Origin of the sequence: Scytonema millei VB511283, assembly GCF_000817735.3 — a bacterium.
GTDB classification, from domain to species: Bacteria; Cyanobacteriota; Cyanobacteriia; order Cyanobacteriales; family Chroococcidiopsidaceae; genus Chroococcidiopsis; species Chroococcidiopsis millei_B.
Window position 1 is genome coordinate 1 of record NZ_JTJC03000003.1, and the last position, 25,250, is coordinate 25,250.

Annotated in this window: 20 protein-coding genes and 2 pseudogenes; 17 read left to right on the forward strand and 5 right to left on the reverse strand. The window is 47.8% G+C overall.

Features of this window, described 5'->3' with window-relative positions:
- Positions 1 to 139: 139 nt before the first annotated feature.
- The 3 genes from QH73_RS11745 to QH73_RS11755 are packed head-to-tail and all read left to right on the forward strand — an operon-like array spanning position 140 to position 8,995.
- Positions 140 to 1,042: an ATP-binding response regulator gene (locus tag QH73_RS11745; protein WP_039714151.1), complete on the forward strand. Its 903-nt coding sequence runs from the start codon at positions 140 to 142 to the stop codon at positions 1,040 to 1,042.
- A complete protein-coding gene (locus tag QH73_RS11750; RefSeq protein WP_039714152.1) occupies positions 1,039 to 5,061 on the forward strand; it encodes an ATP-binding protein in 4,023 nt (1,340 codons plus the stop codon). Before QH73_RS11745 ends, QH73_RS11750 begins: the two co-directional genes overlap by 4 nt.
- Before the next feature lie 28 nt (positions 5,062 to 5,089).
- A complete protein-coding gene (locus QH73_RS11755) occupies positions 5,090 to 8,995 on the forward strand; it encodes an ATP-binding protein (RefSeq protein ID WP_063777306.1) in 3,906 nt (1,301 codons plus the stop codon).
- A gap of 170 nt (positions 8,996 to 9,165) precedes the next feature.
- On the opposite strand, the gene ltrA is transcribed toward QH73_RS11755, so the two are convergent.
- A complete protein-coding gene (gene ltrA, locus QH73_RS11760; protein WP_039710068.1) occupies positions 9,166 to 10,896 on the reverse strand; it encodes a group II intron reverse transcriptase/maturase in 1,731 nt (576 codons plus the stop codon).
- 470 nt (positions 10,897 to 11,366) lie between these two features.
- On the opposite strand from ltrA, the gene QH73_RS11765 reads away from it, so the two are divergent.
- Complete coding sequence (locus QH73_RS11765; RefSeq protein ID WP_132866971.1) at positions 11,367 to 11,561, forward strand: hypothetical protein; 195 nt, start codon at positions 11,367 to 11,369, stop codon at positions 11,559 to 11,561.
- A 434-nt stretch (positions 11,562 to 11,995) separates the two neighbouring features.
- On the opposite strand, the gene QH73_RS11770 is transcribed toward QH73_RS11765, so the two are convergent.
- Positions 11,996 to 12,253 (reverse strand): hypothetical protein, encoded by a 258-nt coding sequence (locus QH73_RS11770; RefSeq protein WP_052289133.1) that lies wholly within the window; start codon positions 12,251 to 12,253, stop codon positions 11,996 to 11,998.
- A 262-nt stretch (positions 12,254 to 12,515) separates the two neighbouring features.
- On the opposite strand from QH73_RS11770, the gene QH73_RS11775 reads away from it, so the two are divergent.
- The 4 genes from QH73_RS11775 to QH73_RS11790 all read left to right on the forward strand — a co-directional run bounded on the left by QH73_RS11775 (position 12,516) and on the right by QH73_RS11790 (position 15,053).
- Positions 12,516 to 12,749 (forward strand): hypothetical protein, encoded by a 234-nt coding sequence (locus tag QH73_RS11775; RefSeq protein WP_052289847.1) that lies wholly within the window; start codon positions 12,516 to 12,518, stop codon positions 12,747 to 12,749.
- A gap of 43 nt (positions 12,750 to 12,792) precedes the next feature.
- The gene (locus QH73_RS11780; RefSeq protein WP_132866973.1) at positions 12,793 to 13,071 is read left to right on the forward strand and encodes a GIY-YIG nuclease family protein; all 279 of its coding nucleotides are present in this window, start codon (positions 12,793 to 12,795) and stop codon (positions 13,069 to 13,071) included.
- Positions 13,072 to 13,229: 158 nt separating this feature from the next.
- Positions 13,230 to 13,826: a hypothetical protein gene (locus QH73_RS11785; RefSeq protein ID WP_039714154.1), complete on the forward strand. Its 597-nt coding sequence runs from the start codon at positions 13,230 to 13,232 to the stop codon at positions 13,824 to 13,826.
- 147 nt (positions 13,827 to 13,973) lie between these two features.
- Positions 13,974 to 15,053, forward strand: coding sequence for a CobW family GTP-binding protein (locus QH73_RS11790; RefSeq protein WP_052289848.1), 1,080 nt, complete (start codon positions 13,974 to 13,976; stop codon positions 15,051 to 15,053).
- Positions 15,054 to 15,068: 15 nt separating this feature from the next.
- Here the strand turns inward: QH73_RS11790 and QH73_RS28160 are convergent.
- Positions 15,069 to 15,375: pseudogene (locus QH73_RS28160) on the reverse strand (IS1 family transposase); the annotation flags it as partial.
- Between the two features lie 238 nt (positions 15,376 to 15,613).
- Positions 15,614 to 16,519, reverse strand: a complete 906-nt coding sequence (locus QH73_RS11795; RefSeq protein ID WP_039714155.1) for a hypothetical protein — start codon at positions 16,517 to 16,519, stop codon at positions 15,614 to 15,616.
- Between the two features lie 672 nt (positions 16,520 to 17,191).
- Between QH73_RS11795 and QH73_RS11800 the strand changes: the two genes are divergently transcribed.
- From QH73_RS11800 to QH73_RS11820, 5 genes are all read left to right on the forward strand, one after another.
- Entirely contained in the window at positions 17,192 to 17,776 is a 585-nt protein-coding gene (locus QH73_RS11800) for a Crp/Fnr family transcriptional regulator (protein ID WP_039714156.1), read from the forward strand.
- A gap of 32 nt (positions 17,777 to 17,808) precedes the next feature.
- On the forward strand, positions 17,809 to 18,138 hold the full coding sequence (locus tag QH73_RS11805) for an ArsR/SmtB family transcription factor (protein ID WP_039714157.1): 330 nt from the start codon (positions 17,809 to 17,811) through the stop codon (positions 18,136 to 18,138).
- A complete protein-coding gene (locus tag QH73_RS11810) occupies positions 18,131 to 18,559 on the forward strand; it encodes an SRPBCC domain-containing protein (protein WP_039714158.1) in 429 nt (142 codons plus the stop codon). Before QH73_RS11805 ends, QH73_RS11810 begins: the two co-directional genes overlap by 8 nt.
- A gap of 87 nt (positions 18,560 to 18,646) precedes the next feature.
- Positions 18,647 to 19,258, forward strand: coding sequence for an ATP-dependent Clp endopeptidase proteolytic subunit ClpP (clpP, locus tag QH73_RS11815; RefSeq protein WP_039714159.1), 612 nt, complete (start codon positions 18,647 to 18,649; stop codon positions 19,256 to 19,258).
- Positions 19,258 to 19,635 carry a nuclear transport factor 2 family protein gene (locus tag QH73_RS11820; RefSeq protein WP_039714160.1) on the forward strand — a complete coding sequence of 126 codons (378 nt, stop codon included), beginning with the start codon at positions 19,258 to 19,260 and terminating at the stop codon, positions 19,633 to 19,635. Before clpP ends, QH73_RS11820 begins: the two co-directional genes overlap by 1 nt.
- A 330-nt stretch (positions 19,636 to 19,965) precedes the next feature.
- Here QH73_RS11820 and QH73_RS11825 read toward each other — a convergent pair.
- Positions 19,966 to 20,154 (reverse strand): annotated as a pseudogene (locus QH73_RS11825) (IS1 family transposase); the annotation flags it as partial.
- A gap of 237 nt (positions 20,155 to 20,391) precedes the next feature.
- On the opposite strand from QH73_RS11825, the gene QH73_RS11830 reads away from it, so the two are divergent.
- From QH73_RS11830 to QH73_RS11845, 4 genes are all read left to right on the forward strand, one after another.
- On the forward strand, positions 20,392 to 20,586 hold the full coding sequence (locus QH73_RS11830) for a heavy-metal-associated domain-containing protein (protein WP_039714161.1): 195 nt from the start codon (positions 20,392 to 20,394) through the stop codon (positions 20,584 to 20,586).
- A gap of 35 nt (positions 20,587 to 20,621) precedes the next feature.
- Positions 20,622 to 22,925: a heavy metal translocating P-type ATPase gene (locus QH73_RS11835; protein WP_039714162.1), complete on the forward strand. Its 2,304-nt coding sequence runs from the start codon at positions 20,622 to 20,624 to the stop codon at positions 22,923 to 22,925.
- Between the two features lie 134 nt (positions 22,926 to 23,059).
- On the forward strand, positions 23,060 to 23,644 hold the full coding sequence (locus tag QH73_RS11840; RefSeq protein WP_039714163.1) for a cupredoxin domain-containing protein: 585 nt from the start codon (positions 23,060 to 23,062) through the stop codon (positions 23,642 to 23,644).
- Positions 23,645 to 23,801: 157 nt separating this feature from the next.
- Positions 23,802 to 25,250 carry an FAD-binding protein gene (locus QH73_RS11845; protein WP_039714664.1) on the forward strand — a complete coding sequence of 483 codons (1,449 nt, stop codon included), beginning with the start codon at positions 23,802 to 23,804 and terminating at the stop codon, positions 25,248 to 25,250.

Here is a 25,250-nt window from a genome sequence, read left to right on the forward strand (position 1 = left end):
CTAATGCAACACCTGTTAAAAACACGTTGGATGTATCGAGCATTGCTAAACTGTATTTACTTATCGATCTAGTTTAGCTTATCTACAACTGTAATACTTAGAAACGGTTCGACTAGCCGCCGAAGCCAAATCACTCGATTTGCGATTTACGATTTTGGATTTTGGATTAGAAGATGGCGAGCAAAACTTAGAAGCTATGCTATCCGATAAACAACCAAGCAATCCAAAATTCAATATCCAAAATCCAAAATTGCAGGTTTTGGGAGATGCCGGACGCTTGCAGCAAGTTATTTGGAATCTCTTATCCAATGCGGTCAAGTTCACGCCACCTGGAGGGCAAATCGCCATTGAGTTATCTCAAGTTGAAACAGACGTACAAATTCAAGTCAGAGATACGGGCAAAGGCATCAATCCTGAATTTCTGCCCTATGTATTTGAGCATTTTCGTCAAGAAGATGGAGCGACGACCCGCAAGTTTGGTGGACTAGGATTGGGATTGTCGATCGCCCGTCAAATTGTCGAAATGCACGGCGGTACGGTAAGCGTAGAGAGTTTGGGTGAAGGGCAAGGAGCGACATTTACAGTGCGGCTTCCACTTGCTTCCCAATCTGTCAAAATGCCAGCTCCAGAACAACTTCCAGAATCAACGCTGGATTTAAGCGGGGTGAGCATTCTAGTAGTGGACGATGAACCCGATTCGCGCGAGTTTGTCGCGTTTGTTTTAGAGCAAGCAGGTGCGATCGTCACCAGCGTTTCATCGGGAATTGAGGCACTGCAAGCAATTGAGCAGTCCGTTCCCGATTTAATCGTCAGCGATATCGGAATGCCCGATCTGGACGGCTATATGCTGATGCGACAAATTCGGGCGCGATTGCCAGCGAGTCAAGTTCCAGCCATTGCTTTGACTGCCTATGCCGGAGAATTCGATCGCGCTTTAGCACTAAAAGCTGGATTTCAACACCATTTAGCCAAACCCGTCGAGCCAGCAGAAATTGTGACAACTCTTGCCCGTTGGCGGGGAAAAATGGAGGCAAACACATGACCCAGGAGCGTTCGGCGGCTGAACAGCTTTTTGCGGGCAAGGGTGAAATGGCGATGCGGATGCGAAACTCCTTCGGAGTCGCTCCGCTAACGCTCGACTGGTCGCAAACGCCGCTCGGTTCTGTTGAAACTTTGCCCCAAAGCTTGAGATCGGCGTTGAGTATTTGCCTCAACTCGCGTTTCCCCATTGCTGTTTACTGGGGGCAGGATTGCTTGCTGCTCTACAACGACGCTTGGCGACCGATTGTTGGTGACAAGCACCCTTGGGCGCTCGGTCGCCCCGCTCGCGAGGTCTGGTCGGAAATTTGGGACGACATTGGACCCGAATTAGCAAGCGTTTTAGCGACGGGCGAAGGCACTTTTCATAAAGATGAACTCTTGTCAATGCACCGATTCGGATACACCGAAGAGTGCTTCTTCGAGTATACGTTTAACCCGATCCAGGGCGAGGGGGGTAGCATTGATGGAGTGTTTAACATCGTTACTGAAACCACCTACCGAGTTTTAAACGATCGCCGCGCTCGCCTTCTACGAGCGGTTGCATCTGGGGCTGGAACCGCAAAGACGGCACAGTCGACGTGTGCTTTGATGGCTCAAACGCTCCGCTCCGATCCTGCCGACATTCCGTTGGCGCTGCTCTACCTGATGGATCGGGACGGAAAAGCCCTTCGCCTTTGCGGTAGCACCGAGGTTGACTTGGATCGCTCTATTGCACCTGAAGTCGTCGATCTGGCAGCGGACGATCCCCATAGCTGGTCGATCGCCTCAGTTGCCCAAACTGCGCGATCGCAAATTGTTCGCGATCTAGAGATGCGTTTTGGGGCACTTCCTGGCAGCCCTTGGTCAGAGCCACCCCAGGAAGCAATGATATTGCCGATCTCCGCTACTGGGCAGGGCAAGGTAGCCGGAGTGCTGGTTGCCGTCGCTAGCCCGCGCCGTAGGCTGGACGATAACTACCTGGAATTCTTCAATCAGGTTGCCAGACAGATTGGCATGGCGATCGCCAATGCTCGCTCCTACGAAGAAGAGCGGCGACGAGCCGAACAACTTGCCGAACTCGACCGCGCCAAAACAGTCTTTTTTAGTAACGTCAGCCACGAATTTCGGACTCCCCTGACTTTAATGCTGGCTCCTTTGGAAGACGCGATCGCTTCTCTAAGTGACACCATTCCAGCTCAAGAACGCGAACAATTACAGTTAGTGCAACGCAATGGATTGCGGTTGTTAAAGTTGGTCAACACCCTGCTCGACTTTTCCCGCATCGAAGCTGGGCGGGTAGAGGCAACGTACGAACCCACCGATTTAGCCGCATTCACCGCAGAACTAGCATCGGTATTTCGCTCGGCGATCGAGCGGGCAAACCTGCGGCTGGTCGTAAACTGTCCGCCTTTGCCGGAAGCGGTGTATGTCGATCGCGAAATGTGGGAAAAGATCGTTCTCAATCTGCTATCCAATGCCTTTAAGTTTACATTTAAAGGAGAAATTTCGCTCGACTTGCAGTGGCAGAGCGACCGCGTCCAGTTAGCGGTGCGAGATACTGGAATTGGCATTCCCGCCGCCGAACTGCCGCACTTGTTCGAGCGGTTCCATCGGGTAAAAGGGGCGCAGGGACGCAGCATTGAAGGATCGGGCATTGGGCTTTCTCTAGTGCAAGAATTGGTCAAATTGCATCAGGGTGCGATCGAAGTAACCAGCGTCGAGGGATCGGGTACCTGTTTCACCATTTCCATCCCTACAGGAACGGCTCATTTACCCCAAGACCGGATCGGGGCAAGTCGTACCTTAGCTTCAACGGCGTTAGGCACGAACTCTTATTTGGAAGAAGCCCTGCGTTGGCTACCGGAAGACAGGGGAGACAAGGGAGAGGTAGGAGAAAATGCTTCCTTATCCTCCTTGTCTCCCTTGTCCTTCTTGTCCCCTACCTCCCCTGCTCGCATTCTCCTAGCGGATGACAACACGGATATGCGCGATTACGTCAGGCGGTTGCTCGGTCAGCAATATGAAGTGGAAGCGGTGTCGGACGGTTTAGCCGCTTTGTCTGCCGTTCGCCAGCAGGTTCCAGATTTGATCTTGACAGACGTGATGATGCCCAACCTTGATGGATTTGGCTTGCTGCGATCGCTGCGCTCCGATCCACAAACTAGGGAAGTGCCGATAATCATGCTGTCTGCACGAGCGGGCGAAGAGTCTCGCATTGAAGGACTGGCAGCGGGAGCCGACGATTATTTAATCAAACCCTTCTCAGCCCGCGAACTGCTAGCACGAGTTGAGGCGAGTTTAAAGCTGGCACGATTGCGGCAAGAGGCAGGAGCCGCCTTGCGCGAGTCGGAAGAAAAATATCGCACCTTATTTGAGTCCATCGATCAGGGGTTTTGCATCATTGAAATGATTTTTGACGCTGCCAATCGACCGATCGATTATCGTTTTTCGATCGTCAACCCTGCATTCGACAAGCAGACAGGCACAGAAAAAGCGCAGGGCAAAACAGTACGCGAAATCGCGCCGCAACATGAAGATTATTGGTTTGAAATTTATGGCAACGTCGCTCTGACAGGTGAATCGATCCGATTTGAAAATCATGCCCAAGAATTTCACCGTTGGTATGAAGTTCACGCTTTCCGCGTCGGAGAGCCAGAACTGAGACGAGTCGGCATTCTATTTAATGATATTAGCGATCGCAAATCCGCCGAAGCCGAAAGAGAACAATTGCTGCAACGAGAACAAGCGGCACGCGAAGCAGCCGAGCAAGCCAACCGGATCAAAGACGAATTTCTAGCCGTCCTGTCCCATGAATTGCGATCGCCGCTCAATCCGATTCTCGGTTGGTCAAAACTCCTGAAAACTGGCAATCTAGACGCAGCCAAAACCGCCCATGCATTAGCCACGATTGAACGCAACGCTAAATTACAATCCGAACTGATTGAAGACCTACTCGATGTCTCTCGAATTTTACAAGGCAAACTCAGTCTTAATGTCAGCCCAATCGATTTGGGATCGATCGTTAAAGCAGCCATTGAAACCGTGCGTCTGGCGGCCGAAGCCAAGTCGATCGATTTACGATTTACGCTTGTAGATTTTGGATTGGACGATGTTGGTGTCAGCCCAAAATCTACGGACTCTGACGAGCAACTTGGCAATCTAAAACCTAAAATCCGTCTTAGAAAGTTGGGCGGGACGGAAACCGACACCGCCCACTTTCCGCAAAATCCAAAATTCCAAGTTTTGGGCGATGCAACTCGCTTGCAGCAAGTGGTATGGAATCTGCTTTCCAATGCCGTTAAATTTACTCCCACTGGTGGGCAGATTACCGTGCGACTAGAACAGGTTGACGATAAGGCTCATCTGGTCGTTAGCGATACAGGAAAGGGCATTCATCCTGACTTCCTACCTTATGTGTTTGACTATTTCCGACAAGCAGACGGTTCGACAACGCGCAAGTTTGGCGGGTTAGGGTTAGGGCTGGCGATCGTGCGGCATTTGGTGGAACTGCACGGAGGAACGGTGAAAGCAGCTAGCCCAGGTGAAGGACTGGGAGCCACTTTCACCGTAAAACTGCCCTTGATACCCATCCAACCTACTATTAACCGCGATGGAGCATCTTCTGAAGCGTCGCTTAACTTGAGTGGGGTGCATGTTTTGGTAATTGATGACGAAATGGATTCACTAGAATTTGTGGCGTTTGTCCTGGAGCAGGCAGGAGCGATCGTCACCACTGCCACAACCGCAGGTGAAGGATTTTTAGCATTAACGCAATCTCAGCCCGACGTGCTTCTCAGCGACATTGGGATGCCCGATCTGGACGGCTATATGCTGATGCGACAGGTGAGGGCATTGCCACCAGAGCAAGGCGGACAAATTCTGGCGATCGCTCTGACTGCATATGCTGGTGAGTACGATCGCGACTTGGCACTACGAGCAGGATTCCAACAGCATCTTGCTAAACCGATCGAACCCAACGAGTTAATTGGAGCAATTGCTACACTATTTGGCAGGATGAAGGGACGAGACAGTGGCATCTAACAACAATGGCATCTTTAGCGGCGGGGAAATGGCGGCTCGAATCAATGCCTTTAACTGGTCGCAAACTCCATTAGGGGCGATCGAGAGCTGGTCGCCCAGCCTCAAGTCTCTAGTCAAGACGTTACTTGCCTCGCGCTACCCAATGGTGCTGACTTGGGGAGCGGACTTCACGCAGTTTTACAACGATGCTTACTCTCAGCTAATCGGCGACAAGCATCCAGCAGCACTCGGCATTGACATCCGGATTACCCTAGCAGAAGCGTGGGATACGCTCGGTCCGACAATCGAAGCGGTGATGACATCTGGGGTAGCGAGTTGGATACCTGCATTGCTGCTCGTCTTAGAACGCTCCGGTTATCGGGAAGAGTCCTACTTCAGCGTCTCCCACGCTCCGGCGGAAGACGATTCTGGGCAGATTGTCGGGATGCTGGCAGTTTGTAGTGAGGTGACACAACAAGTCTTGGGCGAGCGACGACTGCGGTTGTTACAGGATTTAGCAGCTAAAGTAGACCAAACGCAAAGCGTTGAGTCAACTTGCCATGACGCGATCGCGGCGATCGCGATGCACCCGATGGACGTTCCTTTCGCGCTGCTCTATTTACGCGAAAGTGATGGTAAGACACTGACTCTACATGGGGCTGTCGGTCTGAGTGCGGGAGCAGCAGCAAGCCTGCATTCTGTGGAGTTAGGGACAGAATCTAACGATATCTGGTCGCTGGCGGCTGCGGCAAGCGGCAAAACAATTCTCATTGAAGCAGTCGATCCCTATGCAACTGTACTGGGCGGTCCCTGGAACGAACCAGTGCGATCGGCGCTGGCAATGCCAATTGCCTCCTCTAGACAAACTGCCCCGCTAGGCGTACTCGTTGTCGGCACTAGCCCCAATCGCGCTCTAGATGAAGGATATCGTTCGTTCTACGAGCTGCTGGCTGGTCAAGTATCGGTTTTAGTCCGCAACGCTGGAGCATACGAGGAGGAACGGCGACGAGCCGAAGCTTTAGCTCAACTCGATCGCGCCAAAACGACATTTTTTAGCAACGTTTCGCACGAATTTCGCACGCCCCTAACCCTAATGCTGGGACCAACGGGAGAAGCTTTAGCTGACGTTGTTTCCCCGCTACCGCCCCGCCAACGCCAACGAATTGAAGTCGTACAACGCAACTCTTTACGCCTGCTAAAGCTAGTCAATACCCTGCTGGACTTTTCCCGCATTGAGGCAGGTCGGATTCAAGCCAACTACCAACCAACCGACTTATCGACTTACACCACCGAACTAGCAAGCGTGTTTCGCTCGGCGATTGAAGCTGCCGGAATGCAGTTGCGGAGCGACTGTCCCCCACTACCAGAACTTGTTTACGTCGATCGGGATATGTGGGAAAAGATCGTGCTAAATTTGCTCTCCAATGCTTTCAAGTTTACATTTGAGGGAGAAATTACCGTTTCGCTGCGCTGGCAGTCAAACCAAGTCCAACTGCTTGTATCGGATACCGGAATTGGCATTCCAGAAACAGAGTTACCCCGACTGTTCGAGCGCTTTTACCGCGTAGAAGGTAGTCGCGGACGTAGCTACGAAGGATCGGGCATTGGATTATCCTTGGTGCGAGAACTAGTGCAATTGCATAGCGGCACGATTGACGTGAAGAGTGTAGTTGACCGAGGCACGACATTTACGATCGCAATTCCCACAGGTTTAGCCCACCTGCCCAGCGATCGGATCGATGTAACTTCTACGATCGCCTCAACCGCGATCGGTGCGTCCTCTTACATAGAAGAGGCATGGCGCTGGCTGCCCCAAGATGGGACTAGGCAAGAATCCCCTACTCCCTACTCCCCAACGCCAGTTCCTTCAACGGGGGGAACAAGGGCAACGGACTGGCTCCTCCCTAGTCCCCCTTCTTCTGTAAGAATTCTGCTAGTGGATGACAATGCCGATATGCGGGATTACATCAGGCACTTATTAGGCGATAGATACGCAATCGAAGCAGTGGCAGACGGCAAAACCGCCTTGGAAGCAGTCCGCAGACAAGTCCCCGCTCTCGTCATCAGCGATGTCATGATGCCGAGACTAGATGGCTTTGGATTGTTGCAAGCATTACGGGCTGACTCACAAACGCGAGAAGTGCCAGTGATTTTGCTGTCTGCTCGCGCTGGCGAAGACTCGCGCGTGGAAGGACTGGAAAGGGGAGCCGATGATTATTTAATCAAGCCGTTTTCCGCCCGCGAACTGCTAGCACGAGTAGAAGCAAACCTGCAATTAGGACAACTGCGGCAGCAAGCTCGGCGGGAGAGCGAAGATCGCCTGCGGTTGGCGATCGAGTCAGCCCAGTTAGGGACTTGGGATTTCAACCCGATCGCCGGAACGCTAACATGGGACGAACAATGTAAAGCAATGTTTGGTTTACCACCCGATGCTGAGGTTAGTTATGAGATATTTCTAGCGGGTTTACATCCCGACGATCGCGATCGGATGCACCAAGCTGTACAGCGGGCAATTCATCCTGCCAGTGATGGAAAGCTCGATACCGAATACCGGACGCTTGGCATTGAGGACGGGAAAGAGCGTTGGATAACTGCCAAGGGACAAGCATATTTCAATTCAGCAGGCGAGGCGGTGCGCTTCATCGGCACCGTTCTCGACATCACTCAAAAGAAACAAGTTGAGGTAGAACGGGAGCAGCTACTTGCCTCGGAACGAGCTGCCCGCGCCCAAGCTGAAGCAGCAAACCGGATTAAAGATGAATTTTTAGCAGTCCTATCCCACGAGCTACGGACTCCATTAAATCCAATTCTCGGCTGGACGAAACTACTCAAAAGCGGTCGGTGCGATGCGACCAAAACGCAGCAAGCCTTAGACGCGATCGAACGTAACGCTCAATTACAAGCGCAACTGATCGAAGATCTGCTGGATGTCTCCAGTATTTTACAGGGTAAACTCACCCTGAACGTAGCCCCAATTGATTTAGCTGGCGCGATCGCCAACGCGATCGATACAATGCGTCTAGCTGCTAATGCTAAATCGATTCAGATTCAGGCGCAGTTGCCCCCAGCAGTACCGTTTGTTGTAGGTGATGCCGCACGATTACAGCAAGTGGTGTGGAACTTATTATCCAATGCTATAAAATTCACTCCGGCTGGCGGACGGATTGAAGTACGGCTGGAGCAAGGAGAGAGGGGAGTTTGGGGAGATGGGGAAGAAAATTCTTCTTTGTCCTCCCACACTTCCCACACCTCCTACGCTCAGATCGCCGTTAGCGATACGGGAATTGGCATCCAGCCTGAATTTTTACCTCACGTATTTGAATATTTTCGCCAAGCGGATAGTTCGACAACGCGCAAATTTGGCGGTTTAGGCTTGGGATTGGCGATCGCGCGTCAAATCGTCGAACTGCATGGCGGCACTATTAGCGTCGATAGCCTTGGTGAGGGACAAGGCACAACCTTTACAGTCAGGCTGCCAATCCAAAAGCCAGTTCCGAAGCAGTTGATGAAGCCCTTGGAGTTGAGCGATCGCACGTCAATACCCGCCCCATTAGAAGGATTGCGAATTCTTGTCGTCGATGATGAATTGGATTCGCTTGAACTGATTTCCTTTGTGCTGCAACAAGAGGGTGCTGCTGTCACCGATGCATCTTCAGTATCCGAAGCACTACAAGCACTAACAAAAACAAACTACGATGTTTTGATTAGCGACATTGGTATGCCCGACCTCGACGGCTACCAACTGATTCGTCAGATGCGATCGCTTCCACCAGAGCAAGGCAGGCAAATTGGAGCGGTAAGCGAAGCTATGCCGAAGGCTATCGCCCTAACCGCTTATGCAGGTGAGCTGAACCAAAAGCAGGTATTAGCAGCAGGATTTCAAATGCATATCTCCAAACCTGTGGAACCGGAAGAGTTAATCGGGGCGATCGTTAACTTGATTCAGCGCGACTGACATTTGAATCCGATCGAGGGTAGATTCCCCGTGGCTTATCACGTTCGCGAACGCAGTGGGAGTGCGTCCGGAAGGGCAAATTCCGTAATGCTCCGTGTCGGGTAAGAGAGAGCAAGTCACCCTGTCTCCCTCCCCTCAGAACGGCTCGTGATACTTTCATATCAAGCCGCTCAAGCCTCTTGCTTCACAAAAACTCCACCTGCATGGATATGTTTATGGCACGCAACGTGCAAATGCACGAGGTTGTCGATTGAGTCGGTGCCACCTTCTTTCATGCTTTTGAGATGGTGAATGTGTAGTTTCTCACCGTTAAGCAGATGCTCTCCACAGATTGGGCATTTCCATTTCTGGTTTTCTGCCACTTTTCTGAGTTTTGAGCCGTTTTCCCACCGGACTTTGCCCAGTTTAGTGAGGCGTTTTAGCCAGTATGATTTTAAGCTAGGGTCATCTAGAGAGGCGGTTCCTTCGACTTTTACATGCCGTTCGATGGGGATCGTTGCGGCTTGTAGCAAGTAAATGAAGGTTGGTTCTCCTTGTCTATCACGCGCTTTAGCGAAAAATCTCCATTTTCGGTTTTGATGAGTGCGGAAGTATTTCTTCTGTACCCAGTGTCGACCTTTATTTGGATGTCTTCGTTTTGCCCAGCGCCATAGTGCCTTCCATACTTCTTTGTCGAAGTAAGACATGACCCGTTTGCTGCTGCCGATGCGGTAATAGTTTCCGAATCCCCGGATAATTGGATTGAGGTAGTTAATTAGCATTTCAGGACTGATTTGTTGGTGATTTTTCAGCCAAGTTCTGATTTCCCTTAACTTATGGAGAACTTTCTCTTTTTCAGGCATTTCCAAAGTTTTTCCCTTGAATTGTCTGATAGTGAATCCCAGAAAGTTTACGCCATCATTGATATTTTTGATGTTTGTCTTTTCTAGGTTTAGTTCCAACCCTCTTTCCCATAACCATCGTTGAATCGCGGGAACAATCGTCTCAATATCGTTCTTGTTCGTCGCAGTAATTAGAAAATCATCGGCATAACGAATATAACCGTATGCGTTGGATTTTTTATTCCTGTTTCTCACTTTCCCCCGACTTTTATCAAAGAATGGGGCTGGTTTGACTTTTTGATATCGAGACAAGAGTTCTTCTAATCCAGTCAGGGCAATATTCGCTAAAAGCGGGGAGCAAATCCCACCTTGAGCTGTGCCTTTCAACGTTGGATAGAAGATTTCGGATTCTACATAGCCTGCTTTCAGCCATTGTTTGACCAACTCTCTGCCTGGTATTGTCCCAAGAGCTTTGAGAATGGATTCATGACTGATATTGTCAAACGCACTCTTGATGTCCGCATCCAGAATCCAGCTGTCATGTCCTTTTCTTAGCCGATTGTGACATTGGACAAGGGCATCATGACAGCTTCTGCCGGGGCGAAAGCCGTAGCTGTTTGCTTCAAAACGAGCTTCCCAGCTAGGTTCAAGCGCATTTTTGACCATTGCTTGTGCGACGCGATCTTGCAGAACAGGAATTCCGAGTGGTCTTTGTTTTCCATTAGCTTTTGGAATATATATCCGTTTGGTTGGGCGGACTTTCCACAGCGTGTATTCCTGCATCTGGTGAACTAATTTCACTCGGTCACTAGGGGTTAATGCCTTTTGACCATCTATCCCAGCTGTTTTCTTGCCGTGATTTTCTAGAGTGACTCTTCGCACGGATTGTAGCAGGTTAGAGTAACTGCGTAGCATCAGTTTTGTCAGGCTTCTCACCTGGTTCCACCGATGATTCTGTGTTGCACGATAAATCCGCTGTCTCAGGTTTTTCACTCGCTTTTTGATTGGCTTCCATTGAATGGCTGTCCAATCTGTCAGCGGTTCCTTAGCTCCGATTTCAAGTTTGAATCTATCTTTCACTAGGGTTCAATTCCTTTTCTTTGGCTTATCGTTCGAGACCAACGGGAAGTCTGCCACCTTTCGGTGTGAGGCAAAGTTTGAACCTCTATCTTTTGCATTATCAAGAGCATTTGCTTTTTCCCGTTTCCTTTACCCGCTAGGTGGTTCTGTCTCCCTTGCGGTTGACTTACTCAAAGATTCGACCATCCTTCGAGAACCCATCGGGCTTACCCTTTTCATTGCGCTCTACATTCGCTTTGGACTTAGGTGCCAACTATATTCCGGTGAGACTTGAGACCTGCTTGTTCGCTACTTCGACAACCAGCGAACCTCTTCTGGGACTCTTTCGAGTGTTTCAGTTTGCTCACGTACCTTTTGGTTCAGGTGTAACAACCTCCTTTCACCTGTTAATCAATAACGGAACTTACGTTGATTCACAAATATTCACCTTATCCAGCTTTCCCTTGCCTTACCACCCTTAGAGGTTAAAGATGATTCAGGCTTTTGTGCCTTGCGCTCCATCAGTTTCATTACTTACTGCTGATGTAGGCGGGGTCAGCGACCCTTTTACAGGGGAATATGGGGCAGGAACCCAGAGGGAAGACGGCTTCCCAGTAAAGACGCAACGCTTAAGGTCGCGCGTCGAAATCGATTTGGTTTTAGATCTCAAATTATTTCGAGCCTGAAATTTTAGAATCTTTGCACAGTAAGAGCTTTAGACTACATCACATTCACCGAATTTATCTGTAAATTCGCTCTTGCCCTTATGCTGCTTCAGTTTTCAAACATTGGATCGCGCAGGGTTTGAGATCCTAAACCATTTTGCACCATGATACACTTCCGATCGGCGTGTAAATCGGTAAGAGTTTCTGGAGCGGATAAAAGTGTAATCATAATGGGTGTAAATTCTTTAACGGCTAGGCGGATGCGAACCGCCTTTTTTACTAGCCTTTTTTGTTGCTTTACGCTTATAATTCTATATTATACATTGTTTTATAGATTGTCAAGCGTTTTTTCTATAAAACAATGTATTTTTTTGAAGAGTGCCATAACACCTGCGGCTACCCATGCAACCAAAAGCCCTCTCAGAATCGAGAGGGCTTTTGGTATTAGACATAAGTTAAGGAGTGATGTCGTTAGGAGATCTAGGAGATAAAATTTCTTGTCCGCGACCAATCTTCTCTAAATAATCAGAAATACTACCGTATCCAGCTGCTTTAATCGCCGCCACTGCACCTTTCCAGCCTGTTTCAGTCACCGTCAGCGTTCGCTGCACTTTGGGTTCCCCATAAACTTGTTTGCTGCTCGGTCTGCCTTCGTGGATCAGATTCTTAAGAGAGTTAGGGTTTTTTTGCTGTTTTGCTCTAGGCACATTCACTCCCAATTCCTGTCTTTTCCTTTCCTTTACTAATATAAGCCTTTTTCTAAAAAACACTGTGTTTTGGCGATATCAGTCTTGACAGCCTATAAAACAATGTGTAATATAGATAATATAGATAGGTCGAGAAAGCGAAGAGATTTAGCATTAATCGCATAGATATAAACGACACGTAGCTCGTCTTTCTTGATTTTGTAATTTCTTGTATCTCGTGCAGACTATGAACGTCACTACTATTGCATTCACAAGCTCCACACCTGAAGTGCCACAATACGTTTTTGGCGATCGCGTTGCCGTAACAGATACGTGCGAACCGCAAGATTGGGCAACAGGTCGAGTCGTAGGTTTACGCATTGACGAAGTATATCAGCCTGGTTGGTGGTATACAGTTCAATTGGATTTACCGAATGGTTTTGCTGAAGAGTACATACAAACAGATCTAGTACCAGAAGTTCAAATTTCCGCCCTACAAGAGCAATGGCGGTTAGAAGCCTAATTTACAGCTAATGTCTCACCTGAGTATTTGAGTGAAGAACACTATGAGCTACATATATTTGATTTGCTTCAGTGCATCCATTGGGAATTCAGCCTCAAAATTTGGCTCTGCGCGTCACTACCTCGGATACACGTCAACCAGCCTCCATCAACGTTTGGAGCAGCATAGAAGCGGTCGTGGGGCTAAAATTTGTCGCGCTGCTGCGATCGAGTATGGCAGGGAACTTAATCTCGTCCGCTATTGGCGCAATGGTACTAGAGCCTTAGAACGCGAACTCAAGCGCAGGAACAATCCGAAGGAGTGTGACCGAAATTTAATGTAGAGATTCAGTAAGAATAAAACCATAGCGATTAATTTTTGACCAGAATTGCTGCCATCGACCTGAAGTGTAAGTTAAGGTTCGCAAACCAGCCCTTTCAAGGTGACTTAGAGGAGGGATGCAAGAATAGCAGAGGAGTTCTTTCGAGTCGAGGAAGCCCAATGCTAAGTTCCCTGTTTGAGCGGTTCGTGGAAAAAAGCCCAGTCAGCGTGATGATGCGCGGGTTGATGGAACGGGTGTTTGCTCCTGAGTCGCTGAATGAATTATTCCAGACCACCGCCCGTGTGCAGTACACCAAAGAGTTGCTCTTTTCCGATTTAGTCGAGTTGATGGTGCCCGTGGTATGTGGGCTGCAACCGTCGGTGCGAGCGTCTTATCAAGACCAAGCAGAAGCGATGCCTGCGAGTTTGAGTTTAGTCTGTCTGAATCTGCTGTCAGTTCTACGGGCTGCTTTAGCCAGCGTGCATGGCGTTGACAAAATTGAAGCGAGTCTACCGGACTACTATCTGGTCAATCAGATTCAATCCGTCTATGGCGGCATGATGATTGCGATTGCACCGGCACACTGGCAAGTGTTTCAGAGTTTAACCCTGGCAGAATTCGCAGCGTTGCTTCAACAACTGGCTCAAAAGGTGCAACTCTCGAAGTTGCTCAAAGCCACTCGTTCTCCCAAGAAGAAACAATCTGCCCGCATTAAGGATCGGCATCCGCATCGGGCGACTGCTCGATTGCTAAACAATTCCCCTACTACACCTTGAAAGGGCTGATGATTGAGACCTATCACCGTGTATTTTGAGCATAGGTCTCTTTTTTCTTTTTGGCTCATCTCCCACCGTCGAACTCACGTAGAAAAAGGCTTTGGCGTGTCAGCTTGCCGATTTGCAGTTGCTTAATTAGGAGATATTATGACTAGCACGATTGCTTCTCCAACCGAAACACACTTAGTTATTCCCAAACGGGGAATGCCCGTGACCATCATTACTGGTTTTTTAGGCAGCGGCAAAACGACTTTATTGAACTACATTTTGAGCAATTGCCAAGATTTGAAGGTGGCAGTTTTAGTCAACGAGTTTGGCGATATCAATATCGATAGCCAATTATTGGTATCGATGGATGAAGACATGGTGGAACTCAGTAATGGTTGTATTTGCTGCACGATTAACGACGGGTTGGTAGATGCAGTTTACCGAGTGCTGGAGCGGAGCGATCGCGTAGACTACATGGTAATTGAAACTACAGGTGTTGCCGATCCATTACCAATTATCCTGACGTTTTTGGGGACAGAATTACGGGATTTAACTCGCTTGGATTCAATTGTAACTGTTGTGGATGCCCAGACATTTACACCGGAGCATTTTGAGAGCGAAGCGGCATTGAAACAGATTACCTATGCAGATATGACTTTGCTAAACAAAACAGATCTCGCGGCTCCAGAGAAGGTGAAGGATTTAGAGGCGTATATCAATACGGTAAAAGTGGGAGCCAGAATTCTTCATACTCAATATGGTCAAGCGCCATTGCCACTGATTTTGGATGCCCAGTTGACTCAGCCAGAAGCATACCGAAAATTGCTGGATGAAGAAGAGACATCTGCACGCGAGGAGCATTCCGAGCATCATCACCACGAGCATCATCACCACGAGCATCATCACGACGAACACCATCACCACGAGCATCACCATCACCATTCCCACCACTTAGAAAACGATGGATTTGTATCGGTATCGTTTGAGAGCGATCGCCCAATGGATGTCAAAAAATTTGAATCTTTTTTGCAAGAGCAGTTACCTAAGGATGTATTTCGCGCCAAAGGCATTCTCTGGTTTACAGATAGCGATTTGCGTAACATTTTTCAACTGAGCGGCCCCCGTTTTGACTTGCAAGGAGAAGAGTGGCGCACCCCACCCAAAAACCAGATTGTTTTTATCGGGCGCAATCTCGATGCAGATGAAATCAAGCACAATCTGACTTGCTGCCTTGCCTGAAACTGGTTGTGCCCTACAGAAGCGTGGATAGGTAGCAATGTCACTCCAAGTCCAAGGTCGCTCAGCTAAGGCGACCCGCTGTGCTGCTGTGGTTCCCAAATAGGAATGCAGACCATAAGAACAAGCTTTAAAGTCACTTCGGTCTGCTCCCATAGCTTACTAAATTTATTCTGTCGTCGATGCAGTCCGTCCAGTTTGCTGTCGTAGAATAGCTTTGGTACGCTCCAATCGTTGCGTCAAAACTTTACTAATGTAATGGTCGACTTCCGCGCGTTAGAACTCGCTCATATCCTGACCAGCCATCAGTCCCCCACTCCTTACACTGCTCACAGTCAACTACACTTCGTTCAGTCTAGCAGTCCCACACTTCCACCCCGCACAACCCACTGAGAGATGGTTCTTGGGGATATCAAGCAGAAAGCCTTTGTCTATATTTCTAATAGCAATTTTCGATTGTATGCGTGACACGGGTAGGGGCGCACAGCCGTGCGCCCCTACGGACGTGTATTTTACCCAATTGAAAACCGCTTTAAAACATTTAACGCCTGCGATCGCTATTATTAATTTAGCTCTAGAGAAACATCATTATGGCAACTGTATACTTGGTGAGCCTGATAAAACCATTCAAAGAATCTACTTAAGCTTTGCTGTTTTCGTTGAACTTCAGCTTTGTTGTCAGCGAAACAATCAACCTCCTCTAAAAATACTTTAGTTGCGTGTAAGCATAAATGGCTGGCATCACGTAACTGTTGAAAATCAATTTTCTTTAGCTCTGATTGCCGACTACGAATAGCATTGAAGTAATTGATCCGAACGTCTAGCCAGCTCCCCGGTGTAATCTTGTGTACCATTTGCCGCGCTGGATTGCTGAGAAAATCTAATCCCATTGATGCTGCACGTTGATTAGTCATATCAAATGTTTCTAAGTTCCACAAATCTACTGTTAAGTTGGGAAGCTGGCAATTGGTTGCTAGTAGTTCGGATTTAGACATAAAAGTCTTCAACCATTCACACAGCAGCGCCAATTCTAAATTATTAGAAACTGGTTGTAATTGTGCTTCTATTTTCTGTAATAAAATAGAAGCTTGACCAATTGAACCAGATACATATTCGTCAAAAATCTGACGTTCTGAGTTTTCTAATAAATATACGAGCGTAATTGCTGCTGAATATAAATGTTCAATTAAAACTTGACTGCCAACACGTTCGCGGTGTATTTCCAGTAGGACATAAGAGTAATAGCTTTGAATCATTTTAGAAAATAAACTGACTATAGCTATAGCGTAAGGCTCGGTAGACATATTGAAAATTGAGGCACTTAAAAGCTGAATATCTTGTAGATAACTATATAAAGTTTGAGCGGTTTGAAAAAAAGCATGACTGAAACTCAGTTCAGTTTTATCAAGTGTATGAATGAGTGGCAGAGTAATTTTTTCTTCTGAATTGCTAGAAAAATTTTGTTGCATTTATCCTCCAAAAAATCATGAATTCAAAGAGAGCTTTGGTTTTGATGTCACTTGAAATTTCGATTTTCGATGATTAAAAGAAGTTTTCCACGCTCAGTCAAATCTTTGGAATTCATAGTAATATAAATGACGATCGCGAGTGTGGTAGCTTATAATCTTATTTTTTTAGCAAGATTCAAACCGATAGTTAACAACCCAACTGTCCTCAAATCACTAATACTAGAAATGTCCGCCGACAGCTTTTCTATCGCAATTTTGCTCGAAAGAACACAGGTTATAGAAAAAACTTATTATTGAGCCACAACTTAAAAACTGAGACTGTTGCATCATGCTGCCTTATCTCCTTTTCAGGCTGACTGAGGTTAGCAGAGAGAGTTAAGTATGATTTCTGGTGCCATCACATCTATACTCCGGTCAAATTAAAATCTTGTCAATTCAGTGTTAGTGCCGTCATTTGTCAATTTAGTAAAGTTCAGAAAAGTTCTGGAGTTACGATTCTTTTCTATTAAGAAAGATTTTTTTTAATAACAAACGCGGTTTGGAATACTGAATTTGCAGTAGCTTTTGTTGTGAATTTAGCCTGTAGTCAGCAAATTAAGTTGCTTGCCTTGTTTGAGAATAAATGAATCCTATTCCTAGTAACTTGCATTAGTGGTTTATTGGTGTAAAGTGATGAGCTATGTCCAGCCTATTTGTCGCAACCGAAAAGATGTAACGATATCTCCAGCGATCCCAACTAAATTACAGTTTCAACGCCGCGATCGCCTACCAGAAAATAAAGAAGTTTTATGGCAAATTGAATCCGGGGTTGTCCGCAGCATCACTTGGAGTCAAGAGGGCGAGTTGGTTTGTCTGGGGTACTGGGGAGTGGGAGATGTTGTCGGACATGCACTATCACGAGTGCAGCCCTACGAAATCCACTGTTTGACAAATGTAGAAGTCAGTCGCTGGAACCGCAATCAGTGGGCGCATTTAACAGATGCGATCGTTCACCACCAGCAACAAACTGAAGAACTATTGAGCATCATTCATATCAATCCTATATCTCAAAAATTGTGGCAGCTACTCGTGTGGTTGAGTCAAAAATTCGGTTGCAAAGTTGACAACGGGCAGACGCTTGAGCTACCACTCACCCATCAGCAGTTGGCTCAAACGTTGGGTACGAGCCGAGTGACAGTAACCAGAGTTCTCCAGCAGTTAGAAGCAGAGGGAAAAATCCGACGGCAGCGGCGGCGACTCGTCGTGACAACGACTTGACATGCAACCAATTAGTTGCATAATATTGGAATATGGATGCAGTGTTTAAAGCCCTTGCCGATCCGAGTCGGAGAAAGTTGCTCGATCTGTTATATACCCATAACGGACAAACATTAAGCGAACTGTGCGAACACCTTGATATGACGCGGCAAGCCGTGACCAAACATCTCGCGCTGTTAGAGGCAGTGAATCTAATTGTCATCGTCTGGCACGGGCGAGAAAAACTGCATTACCTTAACCCAGTACCGATTCAGGAGATTTACGATCGCTGGCTGAGTAAATACGAACGCCATCAACTGGACGCTTTAAGTCAGTTAAAGCGAAATCTCGAAGGAAACACCAAGGAGACTCAACATGGATAAACCCACCTTCGTTTACGTGACCTACATTGCTACCACGCTCGAACAACTTTGGGAAGCGATCGTCAGCGAACAATTCACCCAGCAGTATTGGGAAGGCGGGCAACTTCAGTCTGACTGGAAGGTAGGTTCATCCGTGCAGCAGATTGACGAAGATGGCGAACCTGAAGACATTGGCGAAGTCTTGGAATCTCAGCCGCCATACCTGCTCTCCTATACCTTCGGATCGTCCAACATCATGGGATCTGTGCCGAATCACGTCCGCTTCGAGCTGGAGCAGTACGGCAGCACTGTGAAGTTAACGCTGATTCACGATCTCCTTGATATCCAAAGCTACATGAGCGTGAGCCGCAATTGGACTGCTAGCCTGTCCTATCTCAAGCGTCTGCTGGAAATCGAAGATGTACTAGCGTTAGTTGCTTGAAATTATGTCAGTAATCGGTCATGGGAATTGGCGATCGATGAAATGTCCCATGACCCGACCGTCCACTTCATTGGAGAACTCCACACTATGATTCCTACCGTAATTGAACAATCGAGTCGGGGGGAAAGAGCCTTCGACATTTACTCTCGCTTGCTGCGAGAACGAATTATTTTCCTAGCAGAAGCGATCGACTCGGATACAGCTAACCGAATTGTGGCGCAAATGCTGTTTTTAGAAGCAGAAGACCCTCAAAAGGATATTTATTTGTACGTCAATTCTCCGGGTGGCTCTGTGGTTGCAGGTTTGGGCATTTATGACACGATGAACCATATTCGTCCAGATGTTTGCACGATTTGCTATGGCATGGCAGCCAGTATGGGCGCGTTTTTGCTCGGTGCGGGTACTAAAGGCAAGCGCAGCAGTTTACCGAGTTCGCGAATTATGATTCACCAGCCTTCCGGTGGGGTGCAGGGACAGGCAGTGGATATCGAGATTCAAGCCAAGGAAATCCTCTACCTCAGACGGCAAATTAATCAGCGGATGGCTAGCTATACGGGGAAATCCTTGGAGCAAATTGAGCAAGACACCGACCGAGATTTCTTTATGTCGGCGGCTGAGGCGGTGGAGTATGGTTTGATCGATCGGGCGATCGAGCGCCCGACTCTCCCGATTCATCCCGAACTGGTAGCAGCTAGATAATGGATAATCACATTGAGCATCAAATCGTCGAGGCAGAAGAAAAGCTCAGGCTGGCAATGCTTCACTCCGATGTGAAAGCATTAGATGAATTGCTGTCGCCTAGATTACTTTTTACAAATCACTTGGGGCATTTGGTAGGAAAAGAGGAAGATCTGGCGGGTCACAAGTCTGGCGCTCTCAAACTCAACTCACTGTCAGCTTCCGAGCAGCAGATTTTGTTAACAGGTGATGTGGCGATCGTTTCAGTAAAAATGCAATTGTCGGGTAGTTACAATGATACGCCTACAAATGGCATTTTTCGGTTTACTAGGGTTTGGTCGCAGTCTCAGGATGGGACTTGGCAGATTATAGCTGGACATTCAGGTATCGTGTCCTAGCGCTTTACTACTCCCTGTTCCTACTCCCTACTCCCTTGTTGGTCACTTTTCTTACAGTGAATTTTGTGTCACAATTAAGAGTTTTCTCATTTAAGTAGGAGATATGGCTGGCTGGAGTACTCAGCTTCAGTGCGATTCCCGTGACTTCGGCTATTTGATGATGAAACTAATTATCATCAAGCTATGACAAAAATTCTGACAGATACAAGCTGGAATGAATTATGCCAAGAAACTTCTTTTCAATTGAATGGTTTTGAAACTATCGCCCAGGGAAAAATTCCAGATGTCTGTAATACCTACGGGAGGTGTTGTAAAAATGTTGATAAAGCATTAAATTGACAAGCCAAACTCGTAGCGATTAATGAATAGTCCAATTACAAGATCGTGCATAAAAATTGTTTTGGAAAAGCAAATTGTTTTACGAGCTAAGCGTTTAATCTGCGTCCGAAGATTTAAGTGTTTGTTTTCGACTTTTTGTGTGCCTTTCTTGCCAATTTTATGCTTTGACGCATCTAAAAGCTGATGAAAGGCAGGAGTTACTCATTTGGTGCGGGGTGGCTTAAAGGATAGCTTTTTAAAAATGTCGCTTTATGGTGAGGTGGTGAGTGCCGCAGTAAAGAAAGACACTGATATGAGTTGATACTTACCTCAATTCATACCTCATATTATGCAACGCCGAAATTTTTTCTCCCCCCTTGACTCTCTAGTTAACTAGAGAATCCACAATAGATTTAGTCACGTTATGGAGTTGAGCAAATGTTAATCCAGCTCAAAGTTCCCAAACTCGCTTGCGCTGCTTGTGTCGATGCTGTAACTCAAGCAGTGAAGAAGGTTGATGCAACGGCAAAAGTAGAAGCCGATCCGAAAACAAAAATGGTCAGTATCGAGACGCAACGATCGGTAGCAGAAATTGAAAACGCGATCGCTGCTGTAGGCTATCCTGTGGCTTAAGCCGCAATTGGTTATCAATAAAAAGTAATTGCCATATGGATAACATCACGCTGAAACTAAAAGGCATGAGTTGTGCCTCTTGTGCTAACAACATTGAAGCCGCAATTCGCTCTGTTCCTGGAGTGAGTCATGCCAGCGTTAACTTTGGTGCAGAACAAGCCACAGTCACTTACGATCCTCGTAAAACAGATGTGGCGACACTGCAAAATGCGGTTGACGCAGCCGGGTATGCCGCTCAGCCGATGCAAGAAGACGTGTTGGCAGCAGATGACGATGCCGAACGTCGGGCGCGGCAGGTAGAAAATCGCGACTTGACTCGTAAGGTTTGGACTAGCGGTATTATTAGTGCAGTGCTGGTTATTGGGTCGTTGCCTGCTATGACGGGGTTATCTATCCCCTTCATCCCCATGTGGCTGCACAATCCCTGGCTACAACTGATACTCACGGCTCCAGTGCAGTTCTGGTGTGGTGCATCCTTCTATGTTAATGCCTGGAAAGCTTTCAAGCGCCATACAGCCACGATGGATACCCTAGTGGCGATCGGTACGGGTGCGGCTTACTTATATTCCCTGTTTCCTACTTTCTTTCCTGAGTGGTTTCTGGCTCAGGGTTTGAACCCAGACGTTTACTACGAAGCCGCCGCTGTCATCATCACCTTAATCTTGTTGGGAAGACTGCTAGAGAATCGCGCTAAGGGACAAACCTCAGAAGCAATTCGCAAACTGATCGGCTTGCAGGCAAAAACAGCGCGTGTCATTCGTGGCGATCGCGAGGTAGATGTGCCGATTGCCGAAGTCGTTGTGGGCGATATCATCCTGGTTCGTCCTGGAGAAAAGATTCCTGTGGATGGAGAGATCGTTGATGGCTCCTCCACGATTGATGAGTCCATGGTGACGGGTGAAAGCCTGCCTGTGAAAAAGCAACCTGGAGATGAAGCAATTGGGGCGACGATCAATAAAACTGGTAGCTTTAAATTTCGGGCAACACGAGTTGGCAAAGATACATTTTTAGCGCAAATTGTCAAGCTCGTACAGCAAGCTCAGGGTTCTAAAGCACCGATTCAACGGTTGGCAGACCAAGTGACGGGATGGTTTGTACCTGCGGTCATCGCGATCGCAATCGCTACTTTTGTCATCTGGTTTAACATCATGGGCAACCTGACGATGGCGCTGATTACCACTGTTGGAGTGTTGATTATCGCCTGTCCCTGTGCCTTGGGTTTAGCTACACCAACCTCAATCATGGTCGGAACGGGTAAAGGTGCGGAAAACGGTATTTTAATTAAAGGTGCAGAAAGCCTGGAACTGGCACACAAACTGCAAGCGATCGTGCTTGATAAAACGGGTACGATTACGCAAGGCAAGCCAACTGTCACCGATTTTGTCACGGTTAACGGAACGGCACATAGCAACGAGCTAAATCTTTTGCGTCTAGCGGCATCCGTCGAGCGCAATTCCGAGCATCCCTTAGCTGAAGCAGTAGTACAATATGCCCGATCGCAGGGTGTGGAACCGACGGAAGTACGAGAGTTTGAAGCAGTTGCAGGTAGTGGCGTGCAAGGATATGTATCTGACCGATTAATCCAAATTGGTACGCAGCACTGGATGAACGAACTGGGCATCAATACCAGCCAATTACAGCAACAGTGGGATCGATTGGAGTATCTCGGTAAAACAGTTATTTGGATAGCGATCGATCGCACAGTCCAAGGAATTATGGGAATTTCCGATGCCGTCAAACCATCTTCGACTCAAGCAATCCGCACGATGCAACGAATGGGATTAGAAGTGGTAATGCTGACTGGTGACAACCGCCGCACGGCAGAAGTTATTGCCCGTGAAGTTGGGATTAAACGAGTCATGGCAGAAGTTCGTCCCGACCAAAAAGCTGAGGTTGTTAAGTCTCTGCAATTAGAAAAGCAGGGGAAAAATTCAAAATTCAAAATTCAAAATTTCCCGACTCCCAAAATTGTTGCAATGGTTGGCGATGGAATTAACGACGCACCAGCCTTGGCGCAGGCAGATGTGGGAATCGCCATCGGTACGGGAACGGATGTGGCGATCGCCGCTAGCGATATTACATTGATTTCTGGTGACTTGCAAGGCATCGTCACCGCAATTCAACTCTCGCGTGCCACGATTCGCAATATCAGACAAAATCTGTTTTTTGCTTTCATCTATAACGTGGCGGGTATTCCAATCGCCGCAGGTCTTCTCTTTCCTTTCTTTGGTTGGTTGCTCAGTCCGATTATCGCAGGTGCGGCAATGGCATTTAGTTCTGTTTCGGTGGTGACAAATGCCCTGCGTCTGCGTAACTTCCATCCGAAAACTGCGCGCTAAATATAACTAAATATCAATAGCGTGTCTAAACCAATTGTGAAAATACCGTCCATCTGTCTGTGACTTGCTAATTGTGCTTTCACAAATGACAAATGACAAATGACCAATGACAATTCAAGAGCGAGAGGTTTTCAATGGTAAGCAAAACTGCGATCGTAGGTGGTATCGCGAGTATGGGATTAGTATTAGGCATTGCTTCGGGTCAAGCAGTGGCACAAATGTCTCATGAAGGGATGCAACGCTCTGAAACAGAGCAGGAGAGTCAGTTTCGCCGTATCGAACAACCGTTATGGTTGAAAGGTGCAGTGACAGTTGGTGGTTTGGGATTAATTGGACTAGAGCTGTGGTGGTTTCTCCTCAGCAAGCCTAAGTCACAAAAAGCCAAGACAAGTCAGGGTGTTCAGGAAATTGAAATTGCTGTTGATGGTGGGTACGAACCCAGTCGAGTTGTGGTCAATGTAGGTCAAAGAGTCCGACTCAACTTCCACCGTAAAGATCCTAGCAGTTGTCTTGAAGAAATCCGATTTCCCGACTTTCATGTCGCCCAGAATCTCCCCCTCAACCAAGTCACACCCATCGAGTTCACACCCGACAAACCAGGGACTTATACTTTCACCTGTGGCATGAATATGTTTCGAGGAGTTGTCGAAGTTCAACCTGCCGATTCTACTCCTGTTGCCAGCTTAACGCCTGTTGCCCCATCTACTACTGTCAAATAACTGCTTTGAACGGCTCGAACTCATCAGGCGATGCCACTCCGATTAGCCCGACACAAATTTTATTGCTTTCAGTGAGAAATACTATCATTTAAGTTTGAAGATCTTCTTGTTGGGCAAAAGAATTTTAGCCTATCAACCGCTAGTCAGGGGATGCTTGATGAAGAATGCTTCACGCCGTCAAATTTTGCAAGGCGCGATCGCCAGTGCGATGATTATTGGATTCAATCCTACCATGCGATCGTGGGTCACATCCGCCAGTGCTGCATCTGATTTTGAATCTCTGCCACCCCTGGACGGCATACTTTACACCGATTCCGTCACCCGCAATGCTGCCGCTGATGATTTCGGTCATCTGGTGCGTCGCTACCCAGCTGCCGTACTCAAACCAGGTTCGATGGAAGATATCGTGAGGATCGTCCGGTTTGCTCGTACCCACAAGCTGAAAGTTGCCGCACGCGGTCAAGCACACTCTACATACGGTCAACCGCTCATAGAGGCGGGAATAGTTATTGACACCAGTTCGCTCGATACGATTCATAATATTAATGCAGAGCAGGCGGAAGTGGATGCAGGTGTGTTGTGGAGCCAACTGCTGCTGGCATCGCTGGAGCAACAACTAACACCCCCCGTCTTGACAGATTATCTTGAGTTATCCGTAGGTGGTACTTTAGCAGTTGGCGGGATCGGTGGTAGGAGTCATCGTTACGGCGTGCAAGTAGATAACGTCTTATCCCTTCAAGTCGTCACGGGTGCGGGCAACCTAGAAACTTGTTCTCGCTCCCAAAATCGCGATTTGTTTGAAGCAGTGCTAGCAGGGTTGGGTCAATGTGGCATTATCGTCAGGGCAACAGTTCGCCTGATTCCGTCTGCCCAAAATGCCCGCGTGTTTCTCTTGTTTTACAACGATCTGGCAGCTTTGACACGCGACCAACGCTTGCTAATTGCCCAAAAACGATTTGACTACGTAGAAGGTCAAGTCGTAGCCGATGCGAGTGGTGGATGGCGCTATATGTTGGAAGCAGCTAACTTTTATACTCCACCAAATCAGCCAGACAACACCAGTTTGCTGACAGGGTTAAGCTACAGCCAAGGTACGGAGCAGATTGAAGACAAGTCTTACTTTGATTTTGCCAATCGGTTGGCTCCAACAGTTGCTTTTTTAAAGGAGAGCGGTGTGTGGTTTTACCCACATCCTTGGTTAGATTTATTCGTCCCGGGAACCGCAGTCAATAGCTTTGTAGGCGAAATCGTTTCTGACTTGACTTTAGCAGATACGGGTCAGGGTCCGGTGCTGCTGTATCCCGTGCCGACAAACCGCTTGACGTTACCGCTGTTTCGGGTTCCCAATGAGGAGGTCGTGTTCCTATTTGCGATTCTACGCACTGCACCACCCGATGCTAGCGCGATCGCATCTATGTTAGCTGACAATCGCGCGGTTTTCGAGCGCAACCGCGATCGTGGTGGATATCGCTACCCGATTGATGCCGTTCCATTTTCTCAAGCCGACTGGAGACAGCACTTTTATCCGGTATGGGGTAAACTAGTCAGTGCCAAGCGCCGCTACGACCCCGACAATTTACTTACACCTGGTCAGGGGATTTTCTAG

What these genes read in the sequence shown, in the direction of transcription:
- QH73_RS11750 (WP_039714152.1), top strand. Translation starts at nt 1,039, where the DNA reads ATGACCCAGGAGCGTTCGGCGGCTGAACAGCTTTTTGCGGGCAAGGGT.
- QH73_RS11755 (WP_063777306.1), top strand. Translation starts at nt 5,090, where the DNA reads ATGGCGGCTCGAATCAATGCCTTTAACTGGTCGCAAACTCCATTAGGG.
- QH73_RS11765 (WP_132866971.1), top strand. Translation starts at nt 11,367, where the DNA reads ATGATTCAGGCTTTTGTGCCTTGCGCTCCATCAGTTTCATTACTTACT.
- QH73_RS11780 (WP_132866973.1), top strand. Translation starts at nt 12,793, where the DNA reads ATGAGCTACATATATTTGATTTGCTTCAGTGCATCCATTGGGAATTCA.
- QH73_RS11785 (WP_039714154.1), top strand. Translation starts at nt 13,230, where the DNA reads ATGCTAAGTTCCCTGTTTGAGCGGTTCGTGGAAAAAAGCCCAGTCAGC.
- QH73_RS11790 (WP_052289848.1), top strand. Translation starts at nt 13,974, where the DNA reads ATGACTAGCACGATTGCTTCTCCAACCGAAACACACTTAGTTATTCCC.
- QH73_RS11795 (WP_039714155.1), bottom strand. Translation starts at nt 16,519, where the DNA reads ATGCAACAAAATTTTTCTAGCAATTCAGAAGAAAAAATTACTCTGCCA.
- QH73_RS11800 (WP_039714156.1), top strand. Translation starts at nt 17,192, where the DNA reads ATGAGCTATGTCCAGCCTATTTGTCGCAACCGAAAAGATGTAACGATA.
- QH73_RS11805 (WP_039714157.1), top strand. Translation starts at nt 17,809, where the DNA reads ATGGATGCAGTGTTTAAAGCCCTTGCCGATCCGAGTCGGAGAAAGTTG.
- QH73_RS11810 (WP_039714158.1), top strand. Translation starts at nt 18,131, where the DNA reads ATGGATAAACCCACCTTCGTTTACGTGACCTACATTGCTACCACGCTC.
- clpP (WP_039714159.1), top strand. Translation starts at nt 18,647, where the DNA reads ATGATTCCTACCGTAATTGAACAATCGAGTCGGGGGGAAAGAGCCTTC.
- QH73_RS11820 (WP_039714160.1), top strand. Translation starts at nt 19,258, where the DNA reads ATGGATAATCACATTGAGCATCAAATCGTCGAGGCAGAAGAAAAGCTC.
- QH73_RS11830 (WP_039714161.1), top strand. Translation starts at nt 20,392, where the DNA reads ATGTTAATCCAGCTCAAAGTTCCCAAACTCGCTTGCGCTGCTTGTGTC.
- QH73_RS11835 (WP_039714162.1), top strand. Translation starts at nt 20,622, where the DNA reads ATGGATAACATCACGCTGAAACTAAAAGGCATGAGTTGTGCCTCTTGT.
- QH73_RS11840 (WP_039714163.1), top strand. Translation starts at nt 23,060, where the DNA reads ATGGTAAGCAAAACTGCGATCGTAGGTGGTATCGCGAGTATGGGATTA.
- QH73_RS11845 (WP_039714664.1), top strand. Translation starts at nt 23,802, where the DNA reads ATGAAGAATGCTTCACGCCGTCAAATTTTGCAAGGCGCGATCGCCAGT.